The following is a 14,776-nucleotide window of genomic DNA, read 5'->3' as shown; positions in this document are numbered from 1 at the left end:
GAAAGATAATGCATATTGTTATACTGAGGAGGATATCCCATGAAAATAGCACTGGGAATCGATACCGGTGGAACTTATACTGATGGAGTGACAATGGATATTAATGAAGGGGTTATTCATGATAAAGCAAAAGCTCTCACAACTCGTCAAGACCTTTCGATAGGTATAAATAAATGTATTAATAATCTTGATAGCATAGATTATAGTGATATCGAGATGGTATCACTCTCTACTACTTTAGCAACTAATGCTACAGTTGAAGGGCAAGGCTGTGAAGTGGGATTAATTTTAATTGGATTTGAGCCTGATCGTGAGATTCCAACAGAATATGTAGCCCAAATAAAAGGTGGACATAATATTAAAGGCAAGCCTAAGGATGAATTAGAACTTAATGAAGTCAAAGAAATAGTTGATGAAATGAAAGGTAAAGTAGATGCATTTGCTATTTCAGGTTATTTAAGTGTGAGAAATCCTGAACATGAAGTGCAAGTAAGAGAATTAGTTAAGGAATTAATTGATTATCCAGTGGTTTGTGCTCATGAGTTGACTTCATCTTTAGGGATTCATGAACGTACTGCTACTGCTGTCTTAAATGCTCGATTAATTCCGATTATTACTGAACTTATTGAAGCAGTAAAGGAGAGTTTAGCTAAAAAGAATATAGATGCCCCCTTGATGATTGTTAAAGGTGATGGTAGTTTAATCAGTGAAAGAGTAGCTAGAGAAAAGCCGATTGAGACAGTATTGTCAGGGCCAGCATCTAGTTTAATAGGTGCTACTTATTTAACTGACTTTGAAGATGGGATAGTAGTAGATATGGGTGGTACTACTACCGATGTAGCTTTTCTACGAGATGGTACTCCAACTCTTAATAAAGAAGGTGCTATGGTTGGTGGCTGGTTAACTAGAGTGCAAGCAGTAGATGTTGCTACAATTGGGATTGGTGGAGATAGTCATATCCAAGTATCTAAAGATGGTTTGCTTGAAGTTGGTCCTCAGCGTGTATTCCCTATTTCTTGGGCTGTAGCAGAACATAAGCATTTAAAAAAGCAGTTAATGGAGAATAAGAGAGAAGAATACTTCCCAGTTAGCTCACAACCTACAGATATTTTATTCTTCATAAAAGAACCATTACATGTTGATCTAACTAGTACGGAGTCTAAGATTATTAAATTAATTCAAGATAAACCTCAATCTCTATATCATTTAGGGAAGAAATTAGAAAAAGATCCTAATATATTACCGTGGGAAAGATTAGTAAGTATTGGCTCGATTCATCGGGCTTCGTTGACTCCTACTGATATCCTCCATGCTACTAAAAAATTAGAAATTTGGAATAATCAAGTTGCAGAAATTGGAGTAGAAATGGCAGCCAGTAGATATGGCACTGAATCTCAAGAATTTATCAAAGCAGTTTATGAAGAAATTTATTATAAGATTGCGTTAGTAATAAGTGAAATGTTACTTAAGAATCAAGAAGTTCAGTTTGACTGGGAAGAGGATAGTCTAACAGAGTTTCTTTTAGAGAAGATGTTTAAAAGAGTAGAAGAACAAGATGAAGGTGGATTAATTGAATTTTCAGGCAAAATAGATTTACCTATTATTGCTATCGGTGCTCCAGTAGAAGCTTATTTTCCAGAAGTAGCTGAAAGATTTAATACTATATTAAGGATTCCATCCCATTCAGAAGTAGCTAACGCGGTAGGTACTATTACTGGTAAAGTAATTGAACGAGTTGAAATCTTAATTAAACCAGGAGACCAGCGTGGTTATGTAGTTCATCTTCCTTGGGAAGTAAAGAGATTTAATGAGTTGAAGGATGCTGTGGAATTTGTTAAAAAGGTTGGGAAAGAATATGTCAAAGATATAGCTAAAAGGTCAGGAGCAACTGATCTTAAAGTGACAGTTGATCATGAAGATGTTTATAGTAGTTTTTCCCAACTAGATCCAGATAAGAAAGATTTATATGTAGAAAGCAGATTTAAAATTGTAGCTATGGGACGGCCAAAATTACGGTAGCTTTCTTACTATAACATTATATTATTATTGCATTCATAGTACGACTTTAGTTTATTAAGAATAAGTAAATTTTAAGGAGGTATTAACTTATGATAGTTATTGGCGAGTTAATTAATACTAGTAGAGATGATGTGGAACCAGCTGTCAAAGAAAGAGATGCAGAGTTTATTCAAAATTTAGCTAAAGAACAAGAAGAGGCAGGGGCAGATTACATTGATGTTAATTGTGGGACATTAATTAGAGAAGAACCTGAAGCTTTAGAGTGGTTAGTTAGTACTGTACAAGAAGCTGTAGATGCACCTCTTTGTATTGATAGCCCAGATCCAAATGCTATTAAGAAAGGATTAAAAGCTTATGAGCATGAGAAGCCAGCAATAATTAATTCTATTACTGCTGAAGAAGAGAGATATGAAGAAATACTACCATTGCTTAAAGAGCATAATGCTGCTGTAGTTGCTTTAGCAATGGATGATAGCGGTATGCCAAGCGACGCTGATGATAGAATTAGAGTTGCTTCTAAATTAATCGATGATTTAATAGCTGATGGAATCGCTTTAGAAGATATTTATGTTGATCCGATTATTCAGCCGATTGGAACGGATGATGGAATGGGTGTTCATATTTTAAATGCAATTGATGAAATTACTAATAAGTATGAAGAAGTTCATATTACGTGTGGCTTAAGTAATATTTCACACGGATTACCTAATCGGCAATTATTGAATCAAGCTTATTTAGTATTAGCTATGAGTAGAGGTTTAGATAGTGCAATTATGGATCCATTAGATGATAAAATCATGTCATTAGCTACAGCTTCTGAGACACTTTTAGGTAATGATACTTATTGTGCTAATTATATTAAAGCTGCTAAGAGTAATAAGTTAACTATTTAATAGCAGCTAAAATAATAAAGATATTGATAGCGCAATATTATACAAGATGTTTGTTTTTTACTATAAATTATCAGAAAATTAACATAATACTTACTAAATGAGTAATCTTTTGAGGGTGATAAATAACAACTATCACTTTCATATTCTAAATAAATTTAAAGGAGTGATATTAATATGCCCAATCCACAAGAAGAGATAGGGGCAAATTCTACAAAGAAAAGTAATGACGTAGATCCTGTTGTATTCTGGCCTTCGGTTATAATCTCCGCTATATTAATCATGTGGGGGATTGTAGCTAATGAAAGCTTTGGTAATGTAGTAAATAGTGTCTTTGATTTTTTAGTAGGAAAGTTTGGGTGGTTTTATCTATTATTTGTTTCTGGAGTCTTAGTAGTTACTTTAGTATTAGGATTAAGTAAATTTGGAAATATTAAATTAGGAAAACCTGATGAAGAACCAGAATTCAGTACAAGATCATGGTTTGCAATGCTTTTTAGTGCGGGGATGGGAATTGGACTTGTTTTTTGGGGAGTTGCTGAACCGATTTATCATTATGCCAGCCCACCATTTGGAGATGGGGAGACTGCTAAATCTGCTTTGTTAGCCATTAGATATTCTTTCTTTCATTGGGGCTTGCACCCTTGGGCTTTATATTCTCTATTCGGGATGATGATTGCCTATTATGGCTTCAGAAGAGATATGCCACAACTACCTAGTTCTACCTTATATCCATTATTAGGGAAGAAAGGAGTTAAGGGGATTGCAGGTAAAGTATTTGATATTTTAGCTGTATTTGCAACTCTTTTTGGTATTGCAACTTCTTTAGGGCTAGGAGCACAACAAATTAATAGTGGACTCCATACATTATTTGGGGTAGCTAATAATAATACAGTAGCAGTAACTATCATTGGTATAGTGACAGCGGCATTTATTCTATCGGCAGTTACAGGTCTAGATAAAGGAATTAAAATTTTAAGTAATATAAATATTTCTTTAGGCTCACTATTATTACTATTGATGATTATTGTAGGTCCTACTGTATTTGTTTTTGATTACTTTACTCAAGGTTTAGGTGGATATTTTCAGAATATCTTTGATATGAGCTTCTTTACTAGTCCTATAAGTCAGAGTAAATGGCCAGGTTGGTGGACTATCTTCTATTGGGCTTGGTGGATTGCTTGGACTCCGTTTGTAGGAGGGTTTATTGCGCGAATTTCTAGAGGACGGACTATTAGAGAATTTGTAGTAGGAACATTGTTTTTACCTACTCTTGTAAGTTTCTTTTGGTTAGCTGTTATGGGAGGGTCAGCGGTATGGATGGAACAGTTTGGTGCTGGAGGTATTGTTGATCCAGTAAAAGCTGACATAGCTTCTGCTTTTTTTGTTTCCTTAGGTAAATTTCCTTTAGGTAGTATTATGAGCATGATTGCAACTATATTAATTGGAACATTTTTTATTACTTCTGCTGATTCTGGAACATTTGTAATGGGAATGTTAACCACTGGAGGAAGACTCAATCCTTCAACTCGAGTTAAAGTTACTTGGGGAATTGCTGAAGGTTTAGTGGCAGCTATCTTATTATTAGCTGGTGGTTTATCAGCTTTACAGACTGCATCTATTGCTGGAGCATTTCCATTTATGTTCTTCATGTGTATTTCAATATTTGCTTTCTTTAAAGCTTTACAAAAAGATTATATTAGTTTAGAAGAAAATGGTGAATTTATTGGTAGCATAGACTTATAATTGAATATAAAAAACTGCCCTTAAGTAAGGGCAGTTTTTTTATGAATTTGCTGCTGTATTTACAATTTTACGAATATAATCCATAGTGAGTTCAGTAGCTTCTTCTGCTGAATAATCTACCCGCTTATTAATAAGTAAAGAAAGCATACCTTGATAAGTTAACATAATCATTTCATCGATTTCCATAGCTTCCTTCATTGAGAAGTAACCTTCTTTTACACATGATTTAATTGCTATAGTAGTTCGTTTTGATAAGTCAGTTTCTAAAATCATAGGGATTAATTCTTCAGGTGGATTTCCCATTTCTTCAGGAAAAAGGGAATAATAATTTTGCATTAAATCTTCAGGCCGATCGCCGATATCTGCAGTAAAGATTGCATAGTAAATTTGTGGATTTTCAAAAGAATATTTACAGAAGCATTCCCACATTAATAGGAATCTTTCTAAAGTATCATCACTTTGATTCATATAATCGGGCATATTTTGTACATAATCACTAATAAATTTCATTCCGGCAAAAAAGATTAATTGATTCCGATTATCAAAATAATTATAGATAGTAGCACTATTATATCCGGCAATTTTAGCAACCTTTCTAATAGTTACTGCTTCAATCCCCTCTTTTTTAACAATTTGAGAAGTTGCATTAATAAAAATTTTCAAAGTGCGTTTTTGTTTAATATCATCTGGTTTTACTTCAATCATTCTTTTCACTCCCTCTTCACTTATATTTTTAGTATATTTTAAAATCAATAAAATTTAAAGGTAAATAAGTAAATTTTTTAATTTTATAGCTTATTTCAAGTATAATACAAAAAATATAATTTATTAAAAGGTATAGATAACTTTATATGGTAATTAATAGATTAAATGCAACTTTAATAAAGTATAACTAATTCAAGTAGAAATGAATGTTATCTTATGGTTAATTTTAAGTAAAATAGGGGGAGTAATATGGATAAAATTACTTTTATTGCACCTTATCAAGAATTAGGTTTATTAGTAGAAAGAGTTATTAAAGATTTTCAAGAAAATATAGAAGTCAAGATTGGACGAATGGGAAAAGGGGTTAGATTGGCTAAAGAGGCAGAAGAGAATGGATCTGGAGTAATAATCAGTAGAGGAATCACTACTTGGAAGATAAAGGAAACGAATATAAAGATACCGGTCATTGACTTGCCTATAACTGGATATGATTTACTTAGGACTTATTATGAAGCAAAAGAAAGCGGTAATAAAGTAGGAATGGTAGATATTCCAGAGGTTATTCAAGGAATTGAGAGTATTGAAGAAATTATAGGTTGTAAAGTATGTAAAATTTATTCATATAATATCGAAGATATTGAAGAAGGAATAAATCAATTGTATAAACAAGGTGTAGATATAGTTATCGGGAAAATTATTATGATTAAATTAGCTAATAAGCATGGTATGAAAGGGGTAAATATTAAATCAGGTCGGCAAGCTATACTTCAAGCTATTCGAGAAGCAACTAGTGTTTTAAAAGCTACAAAACAAGAAAGAGAAAGAGTTAAACAAGAAAAGAAAAGAGTTAAACAGATGAAAGCAATCTTAGAATTTGCTCATGAAGGGATGATAGTTACTGATAAGTTGGGAGTTATTAAATTATTTAATCCTATAGCAGAGGAAATAACAAAGATTGATGCCCAAGAGGCAATTGGGAAGAAGATTAATTCTATTAATTATAAATTTAAGGTAGATAGGGTTATTGAGCAAAGGAGAGCCGAGACTAATCAAATAAAGAAGATTGCAAATAAGAATGTAATTGTTACTAAAGTTCCAATTATTGTAGAAGGAGAAGTAGTAAGAGTAGCAGTAAATTTTCAAGATATATCAAAGGTGCAAAAAATTGAACATAAAATTCGTCGTGAATTTTTAAATAAGGGTCATGTAGCAAAGTATTCATTTAAAGATATAATTGGGAAGAATCAGAACTTTTTAAATACTATAGAACAGGCTAAAAAATTTGCTAAAGTTGATTCTACTATATTAATTCATGGAGAGACTGGTGTGGGTAAAGAATATTTTGGACAAGCAATTCATAAAGAGAGCCTAAACAAGAAAGGACCTTTTATAGCTGTCAATTGTGCTGCTTTACCAAAAAGTTTATTGGAAAGTGAACTCTTTGGTTATGAAGAAGGGGCTTTTACAGGAGCAAAAAAGGGAGGAAAACCAGGACTATTTGAATTAGCTCATGGAGGAACAATACTTTTAGATGAGATTTCAGAAATGGCCAAATCATTACAAGCACGTTTATTAAGGGTTTTACAAGAAAGAGAAGTAATGCGTTTAGGCGATGATAAAATAATACCAATTGATATTCGGGTTATAGCTACAACTAATCGTGATTTGTTTAAGATGATTGAAGAAGATCAATTTAGAGAAGATTTATTTTATCGAATAAATGTTTTGAATTTACGTATTCCAGCATTAAGGGAGAGAAAAGATGATATTCCACTATTTGTTAGTAAATTTAAACAACAGTTTTGTCGACGATTTAATAAGTCAATTCCTAAGATCACTCCTGAAATTATGAAGATATTACAAAACTATCATTGGCCAGGTAATATTAGACAATTAAAAAATGTGATAGAAAGAATTGTAATTTTGACTACTGAAGGTGAATCGATCTCAATAGAAGTTATTAATCAAGCTTTGCAAGATTTTAGTTTTGAAGATTATTCAATTGAACCTTCTAAAGAATTAGATCCTACATTTGATAACTTAGCAAAGATAGCAACAGAATATTCTTTAGAGAAGTTAGAGGCTTATGTTATTAGGAATGTTTTAAAAGAAGTAGATGGAAATAGAAGTGAAGCAGCTAGAAAGTTAGGGATTGCTCGTAGTACTTTATGGCGGAAATTAAAGCAAGGGGAATAAGTGTCCTAAAATAAATCATTGCATCACTAGACTGTTCTAAATTAAAACAATAAGTGGTTAGTTAAGTAGGAGTTTATTATTTAATAAATTTCTACTCTTTTTTTTGATCAGTTAGAACCTTGATAACAAGCTATGTGTACAATTACTAAGAAAAAAATTACTAATAATATATAATTTGGTACACATCTTGCGTATTTAATTAAACAAAGCAGAAAACATTTTCAAAAAAGGATGGTGCTATGAATATAATCAAGGAATATTTAAGTCGAGCAGCTGGTTTAACTTCATTATCTGTTGGAGATAAGATTAGATTAGAAGTCAGTTATGCTATTACTCATGATGGAAAAGGTCCACTTGCAATTAAATCTTTTAGAAATAAAGGGTATGATAAAGTATTTAATCGAAGTAGAATTATTATTACTTATGATCATTATCTTCCAGCTCCAACAATTGAAGCGAGAGAAAGACATAATCAGATTAAATCATTTTCAAAGGAGTTTGGAATTCAACTCTTTGACCAAGGTGAAGGTATAATACATCAAGTCTTATTAGAAGAATTTCAACCTAGTAGAGGAGATATAATTGTTGGTGCAGATGGCCATGTATGTACAGCAGGGGCGTATGGAGCAATTCCATATACAGTTAGTCCAGAACAACTGGCTGATATTATGTATACAGGTGAATATAGTATTACAGTACCAGAAACAGTCTATATTAATATTGAAGGTGACTTAAATAAGGGAGTTTTAGCTAAAAATATTGCTTTATTTATATTAGGGAAATTTGGTAAAGAGAAATTAGCAGATAAAGCAGTAATTATAGGTGGCAATATCATTGATAAATTAAGTTTAGCAGAAAAGATGACAATATCCAATATGGTTAGTGAAATGAATGCTGTAATTAGCTATATTTCAAATAAAAAAGATGAGGTTGGTAATGTTGAAAAAAGGTATGAATTTCATGCAGATAACATACCAGTTAATATAGCATGTCCTTCAGAACCGGTGAATGTTATGCCAATTTGTGAAGTGGAGGGGATAAAGTTAGATCAGGTAATTATTGGTGGATGTACAAATGGCCGGCTTATTGATATGCAGATAACAGCTGAAATTTTAAAAGGTAAAAAAATAGATGAAGATTTAACATTAGTGGTTGTTCCTGCTTCTAGAAATATTGCAAATCTAATGGATAAGAAAGGAATTTCAGAGATTATTCGAAATGCTGGTGGAATTATAGTGAATCCAGGTTGTGGACCTTGTTTTGGTGGACATTTAGGTTTGTTGTCTAAAGAAGATATTGCACTTTCAACTACTAATAGAAATTTTAAAGGGCGAATTGGTGACGAGAGTAGTAAGGTTTATTTAGCTTCACCGGCTATAGCTGCTCAATCTGCTATAAAGGGTGAGATTTCTACAATATAGCATAATATAATTCGAATTTTCAAAAAATTAAAATATTTTAATGGAGGTTATAGTGATGAGGGAAATATTAGATCTAAGAAGTGATACAGTAACTCAGCAGCCTCAAGAAATGAGAGATGCTATGTATAAAACAGAAGTAGGAGATGATATTCTTCGAGATGATCCTACTGTAATTGAATTAGAAAATAAAGCAGCAGAATTATTTGGTAAAGAAGCTGGGTTACTTTGTACTTCAGGAACCATGGGAAATCAAGTTTCTGTTATGACATTTACTGAGCGTGGGCAAGAGATTATTGTAGGAGAAGGAACTCATATCCTTAATTTAGAGGTAAATGCTTTAAGTACATTATCCCAAGTATATGCTCGGACTATTCCAGTTGAAAATGGATACTTTGATCCAAAAATAATTGAAGAAAATATTTCTACTGGAGATATTCAACGAGCCAAGACAGGATTAATTTGTTTGGAGAATACTTATAATTTGAATCGCGGATTTTTAGTAACACCTAAAAATATTGCCGAAGTAAGAGAGGTTGCCGATAAGTATAATTTACCTATTTATATGGATGGAGCCCGAATTTTTAATGCAGCTATGGCTTTAGATATAGAATTAAAGGAGTTAGCAAAAGATGTTGATGCATTAATGTTCTGTTTAAGTAAGGGTTTATCGGCTCCAATAGGTTCAGTAGTGGTAGGATCAGCTGATTTTATTAAAAGAGCCAGGAGGTTTCGCCAAAGAATAGGTGGTGGAATGAGGCAAGCTGGATTTATAGCAGCTGCAGGATTATATGGTTTAGAAGAGATGTTACCCCAGATTAATAAGGATAATGAAAATGCTAATTTTTTAGCTAAAAAGTTAAGAAAGATTGACAAGGTAGAAGTTTATCCTAAAGTGATTGCTACTAATATTGTAGTTATGGATATTGAAGAGACGGGGATGGATAGTGAGCTATTTTTAGAGAAGTTGGAAAAGAAAAATATCAAAGTCAAACATGTAGCTCCTACTCAATTTAGATTAATAGCTCATTATGGAATTGAAAAAGAAGATCTTAAATATGTTGTAGACTCTATTCAAGAGGTTATTGAATAGAGTTAAGAAAGCACTTAAATGTGGGGGAGGTGATTAAAAAAATTAAAATTGCTAGCAGATATGGGGTTAAAATTTGTGGGAAAAGGGCCAGTTAAATTTCTGGAAATTTTAAAAAGACTATTTTGAAATTATCTTCTTTAAAATAAAAAGGAGGAAAAAAAGTGAAATCAAAATCTTTATTAAAAATAATGGCTATAATGATTTTATTGACTATGTTAGCGAGTCCTTTGGCTTTGGCTGCGGAAGAAACACCGGTGTCTACAAGTCCGATGGCAACATTATTTGCTTTTATAGGGGTAATTGTCTTGCTTTTAGTTCTAATTAGCAAGTTTGATTGGCATGTAATGTTAGCACTTTTAGTTCCATTACTTTTATTTGGTGCTTTGCCGTCGGTTAATATTGAAGCTTTTAAAGCGGCTTTTGTTAAAGGTTTTGGAGGAACACTTGGTGAAATAGGAGTAGTTATTGCTTTAGGTTGTATTATAGCCGAAGCTCTAAAAGAGACCAATGCTGTACAAAGAATTACATTAACTATGACTAAATTAGTTGGGAAGAATAAGATGCCTTTGGCATTGGCCTTTACAGGATTTATTTTAGGTATTGCTGTTTTCTCTGATGTTGCTTACATTATTTTAAATCCATTGGTTCACTCTTTAGCTGAGGCTGCTGGAGTTCCACTTGCTGTGATGTCTACGGGTTTGGTAGGAGCGTTACAATTAACTCACGCTTTAGTGCCACCTACTCCTGGTCCGTTAGCTGCTGCGGCAGTTATGGGGGCTGACATTGGATTAGTAATTTTATTTGGAGCAGTTGCCTGTTTCTTTGGAACTTTAGGTGCCTGGGCATGGGGGCTATTTATAGGTAAAAAGATTGATGTAATGCCATCTAAAGAATATACTGGTGAATCTACTGGTTTAGAAGATACGGAAAATATGCCAGGAACAGCCAATGCATTTATGCCGATTTTAATTCCTGTATTATTAATTGCAGGAACTAGTGTAGCTAAATTAGTACTACCTGCAGGTAATATGCTACTTCAAATCTTGAACTATTTAGGGTGGCCAGTGGTTGCTTTAACAATTGGTCTTTGGTTAGCCTATAGTAATGTTAAAGGTAAAGAAGCTAAAAATGCTTCAAAGCAAGAATGGGTGAAGACAGGATTACAGAATTCGGCTATGATTTTAATAGTAACTGGATTAGGCGGCTCATTAAGTCATGTTTTAAGAGGAACACCCGTAGTTGATACTATAGCCAATGGAGTAGTAAATACTGGACTTCCGCCTATTTTCCTACCATTTATCATTGGAATAATCGGAAATACAATTACTGGTTCTACTACTGTAGGAGTTATAACTGCAGGTTCCTTGGTAGCTCCAATGTTAGGAACCTTAGGAATTTCCGCCGAAGCTGCTATGTTAGCCGGTGGTTCAGGTGCAGTAATTATTAAGTATGTTAATAGTAGTTACTTCTGGGTATGTACTTCTCTAAGTGAAATGGAAGCTAGTCAAGGTATTAAGGCCTATGGAGGAGCTACGTTTGTAGGAGGTATTTGTTCATTCCTTGCAGTTTGGGCAATGACAGGGCTTGGTATACTATAATATAGAGAACATTTGGTTTGATTTTATTAATTAAAATAACAAGGAGGAAATAGTTTTGGATAAAATCACACATTTACAAATTCCTGGACCAACTAATATTCCCGATAGTGTATTAAGAGCTTTTAGTAGACCTAACATTAAACATAGAGGCGAAGAATTTAGTGAACTAGTAACGGATGTAATTGAAGATTTGAAGGATTTGTTTATGACTGAAAATGAAATTTTAACTTTTCCTAGTTCTGGAAGTGGAACTATGGAATCAGCTATTGTTAATACTCTATCTCCAGGAGATAAGGTATTAGCCATCTCCCAAGGAGTATTCAGTAACAGGTTTGGTGATATAGCTGAAGATCATGGAGTAGAGGTAGAGAGATTAGAAGTAGATTGGAATTCTGCTGTTAATCTTACTAAATTAGAAGATAGGCTTAAAAAAGATGTAGATAAAACAATTAAAACTATCTTACTTCCACATAATGAGACATCTACTGCTATTACTAATGATTTAGCTGGAATACGGGAAGCTATAGATAATGCTAATCATCCAGCTTTATTGGTTGTGGATGCTATTAGTTCTATGGGAGCTATTGAATTAAAGACTGATGAATGGGGCGTAGATATAGTAGTGGCTAGTTCTCAAAAAGGATTAATGTTATCACCAGGTTTATCTATAGTAAGTATAAGTGATAAAGCATGGGAAGCTGTTAAAACTTCTAAACTATCAAAGTGGTATTGGGATTATGAAAGTGTAAGAGAAAATATTCATAATGGTCGTTTCCCATATACTCCGCCTCAAACTTTATATTTTGGTTTAGAAGAATCTTTAAGATTAATTAAAGAGGAAGGTTTAGAAAATGTATTTAAACGACATGCTACCTTAGCGACTGCTTTTAGAAAAGGGATAAGAGGTATGGGATTAGAACTTTTTGCTGCTGATGAGATTGCTTCTAATAGTGTTACTTCTATTTGTATCCCTGAAGAAGTTGATGCTAAGGCAGTTATTAATACCCTTAAAGAAGATTATGGGATAATAGTTGGAGGAGGATTGAGTAAGTTAAGTGGTAAAATCTTTAGGGTAGGTCATTTAGGCGCCATTTATAATGTTGATATTATAGGAATTCTAAGTGGAATAGAAATGACATTTACAAAACTAGGTTATAATATTAACTTAGGGCAGGGGATAAAAGCTGCTCAAAAGTCTTTACTAAAAATATAAATAAAATTATTTATTTAAAAGCCTTCAGATTTATCTGAAGGCTTTTTTATTTTTATAGTAATTATATCGTTGATTTGAAAATTATTCTTGTGAAAAGAATAACTTTGACAATACTGCAAATTTTCTAAATTTTTTTCAGAAATTTGCAGGAGTATTACCTAATCATGATTAATTAATAACCATAGTTAAAATATTAAACATGTTTTCCAATGGTGCCCAGGTTAAATTTGTCATTATTACTTAATTAAAGATTAGTTGCCTAATTATTAATAAAAGTTCTATATTAATTAAATTCAAACTAATCTAATAATTATTATAATTTTCAAAATTATGAACTAAGATTATGGTTAAAATTATATTAAAAATAAAGTTAAGGAGGGATGAATTAATTAGTTTTTCATTAATTATTTTTGAAATTGAAGAAAGAATTAATAAGGGAGGTTTAATAAATGATAGAAAGAAAATATTTGGCTCAAGATATTCTATCTGATGAAGATTTAAATCAAATTCATGAGGCTACAATGCAATTGTTAGAAGAGACAGGTATAGAAGTATTACATGAAGAGGCAAGAGAAATTTTTAAAGAGCATGGTGCTAATGTTGAAGACGAAAGAGTATATTTAACCCGAGATATTGTTGAGGATGCACTAGAAAAAGCTCCATCTTCCTTTACTTTACATGCTAGAAATCCAGAGAACAATGTAACAATCGGTGGAGATAATACAGTTTTAGTCCCAGGATATGGAGCTCCATTTGTAACAGATATGGATGACGGAAGAAGGGACTCAACTTTTAAAGATTATGTTAACTTTACTAAGCTTGCCTCTAATAGTAATAATATTGATATAGTAGGTGGGGTCTTAGTAGAACCTAATGATGTTGCAGATGAAATTAGACATGCTAAAATGCTTTATACTGGTGCAAAGTATTCAGATAAATGTCTAATGGGAAGTGCTTTAGGTAAGAAAAAGGCACGAGATTGTTTTAAGATGGCTAGTATGCTCTTTGGTGAAGATGAAATTATTGATGATAGAGCCTTAGTAATTACTCTAATTAATACTACTAGTCCTTTAAAATATGATTATAGAATGCTTGATTCTTTGCTAGAACATTCTAAACATAATCAAGCAGTTGTGGTTGCAGCTTTAATTATGGCAGGATCTACAGGGCCAATGACTTTAGCAGGAACTTTAACTTTACAGAATGCAGAAGTATTAACTGGGGTGGTGTTAACGCAATTAGTTAATCCAGGGGCTCCAGTAGTATATGGAACTGCTTCAACTGTTATGGATATGAAGACAGCTAACTTGGCTGTAGGAAGTGCTGAATATGCAAAAATTATAGGTTCTATAGCTCAATTGGCACGATATTATGATGTTCCATCTCGAGCGGGAGGGTCAATTACAGATTCACTTATGGCTGATGCTCAATCTGGTTATGAATCTATGATGACATTTATGTCTACCGTTAATCATGGTATTAACTTTGCTCTTCATTCTGCAGGCTTATTAGAAAATTACATGACAATGTCATACGAAAAATTCATTATTGATGATGAAATTTTATCTATGGTGACTGATTATCAAGCAGGTATTGAAGTGAATGAGGAAAGTATAGCTAAAGAAGTGATTGAAAATGTAGGGCATGGGGGACATTATTTAGCTGATGCTCATACTATGGCTCATATGAGGGATTTTAGAGAGCCTACTTTAAGCACACGAGCTGCTTATACTTCTGATGATAACTTAGTTCCAGCAGTTAAACGAGCTAATGATAAGTGTAAAGCGATCTTAGAAGACTTTGAAGCTCCTGAATTAGATCCTACTATTGAACAAAAACTACTCGATTATATGGAAAGCTTATAAATTTAATCACATAATTAAATTAAATAAAAATTA

At 32.7% G+C, this 14,776-nt stretch carries 10 protein-coding genes; 9 read left to right on the top strand and 1 reads right to left on the bottom strand.

Features of this window, described 5'->3' with window-relative positions; all coding sequences use genetic code 11:
* Nucleotides 1-39: 39 nt before the first annotated feature.
* The 3 genes from B5D41_RS00245 (at nt 40) to B5D41_RS00235 (ending at nt 4,655) form a co-directional block, all read left to right on the top strand.
* Nucleotides 40-2,019: a hydantoinase/oxoprolinase family protein gene (locus B5D41_RS00245; RefSeq protein ID WP_078808590.1), complete on the top strand. Its 1,980-nt coding sequence runs from the start codon at nt 40-42 to the stop codon at nt 2,017-2,019.
* A gap of 89 nt (nt 2,020-2,108) precedes the next feature.
* A complete protein-coding gene (locus tag B5D41_RS00240) occupies nt 2,109-2,912 on the top strand; it encodes a methyltetrahydrofolate cobalamin methyltransferase (protein WP_078808589.1) in 804 nt (267 codons plus the stop codon).
* Between the two features lie 174 nt (nt 2,913-3,086).
* The gene (locus B5D41_RS00235; RefSeq protein ID WP_078808588.1) at nt 3,087-4,655 is read left to right on the top strand and encodes a glycine betaine uptake BCCT transporter; all 1,569 of its coding nucleotides are present in this window, start codon (nt 3,087-3,089) and stop codon (nt 4,653-4,655) included.
* A 39-nt stretch (nt 4,656-4,694) separates the two neighbouring features.
* Here the strand turns inward: B5D41_RS00235 and B5D41_RS00230 are convergent, their stop codons facing one another.
* The gene (locus B5D41_RS00230; RefSeq protein WP_078808587.1) at nt 4,695-5,360 is read right to left on the bottom strand and encodes a TetR/AcrR family transcriptional regulator; all 666 of its coding nucleotides are present in this window, start codon (nt 5,358-5,360) and stop codon (nt 4,695-4,697) included.
* A 249-nt stretch (nt 5,361-5,609) separates the two neighbouring features.
* Between B5D41_RS00230 and B5D41_RS00225 the strand changes: the two genes are divergently transcribed.
* From B5D41_RS00225 to B5D41_RS00200, 6 genes are all read left to right on the top strand, one after another.
* Nucleotides 5,610-7,556 (top strand): sigma 54-interacting transcriptional regulator, encoded by a 1,947-nt coding sequence (locus B5D41_RS00225; RefSeq protein WP_078808586.1) that lies wholly within the window; start codon nt 5,610-5,612, stop codon nt 7,554-7,556.
* A 239-nt stretch (nt 7,557-7,795) separates the two neighbouring features.
* Nucleotides 7,796-8,977 carry an aconitase family protein gene (locus tag B5D41_RS00220; protein ID WP_078808585.1) on the top strand — a complete coding sequence of 394 codons (1,182 nt, stop codon included), beginning with the start codon at nt 7,796-7,798 and terminating at the stop codon, nt 8,975-8,977.
* Between the two features lie 55 nt (nt 8,978-9,032).
* Nucleotides 9,033-10,067: a threonine aldolase family protein gene (locus B5D41_RS00215; protein ID WP_078808584.1), complete on the top strand. Its 1,035-nt coding sequence runs from the start codon at nt 9,033-9,035 to the stop codon at nt 10,065-10,067.
* Between the two features lie 161 nt (nt 10,068-10,228).
* Nucleotides 10,229-11,665, top strand: coding sequence for a GntP family permease (locus B5D41_RS00210; RefSeq protein ID WP_200806384.1), 1,437 nt, complete (start codon nt 10,229-10,231; stop codon nt 11,663-11,665).
* Nucleotides 11,666-11,720: 55 nt separating this feature from the next.
* A complete protein-coding gene (locus B5D41_RS00205; protein ID WP_078808583.1) occupies nt 11,721-12,878 on the top strand; it encodes a pyridoxal-phosphate-dependent aminotransferase family protein in 1,158 nt (385 codons plus the stop codon).
* A 449-nt stretch (nt 12,879-13,327) separates the two neighbouring features.
* The gene (locus B5D41_RS00200; RefSeq protein WP_078808582.1) at nt 13,328-14,743 is read left to right on the top strand and encodes a trimethylamine methyltransferase family protein; all 1,416 of its coding nucleotides are present in this window, start codon (nt 13,328-13,330) and stop codon (nt 14,741-14,743) included.
* Nucleotides 14,744-14,776 lie beyond the last annotated feature (33 nt).

Origin of the sequence: Selenihalanaerobacter shriftii, assembly GCF_900167185.1 — a bacterium.
In the GTDB taxonomy this organism is placed as follows: domain Bacteria; phylum Bacillota; class Halanaerobiia; order Halobacteroidales; family Acetohalobiaceae; genus Selenihalanaerobacter; species Selenihalanaerobacter shriftii.
The sequence above is the reverse complement of the archived record's forward strand: the minus strand, read 5'-3'. Positions and strand labels throughout refer to the sequence as shown.

Coding starts and splice junctions, on each gene's coding strand:
- B5D41_RS00230 (WP_078808587.1), bottom strand. CDS start 5,360: ATGATTGAAGTAAAACCAGATGATATTAAACAAAAACGCACTTTGAAA.
- B5D41_RS00200 (WP_078808582.1), top strand. CDS start 13,328: ATGATAGAAAGAAAATATTTGGCTCAAGATATTCTATCTGATGAAGAT.
- B5D41_RS00235 (WP_078808588.1), top strand. CDS start 3,087: ATGCCCAATCCACAAGAAGAGATAGGGGCAAATTCTACAAAGAAAAGT.
- B5D41_RS00215 (WP_078808584.1), top strand. CDS start 9,033: ATGAGGGAAATATTAGATCTAAGAAGTGATACAGTAACTCAGCAGCCT.
- B5D41_RS00225 (WP_078808586.1), top strand. CDS start 5,610: ATGGATAAAATTACTTTTATTGCACCTTATCAAGAATTAGGTTTATTA.
- B5D41_RS00240 (WP_078808589.1), top strand. CDS start 2,109: ATGATAGTTATTGGCGAGTTAATTAATACTAGTAGAGATGATGTGGAA.
- B5D41_RS00245 (WP_078808590.1), top strand. CDS start 40: ATGAAAATAGCACTGGGAATCGATACCGGTGGAACTTATACTGATGGA.
- B5D41_RS00220 (WP_078808585.1), top strand. CDS start 7,796: ATGAATATAATCAAGGAATATTTAAGTCGAGCAGCTGGTTTAACTTCA.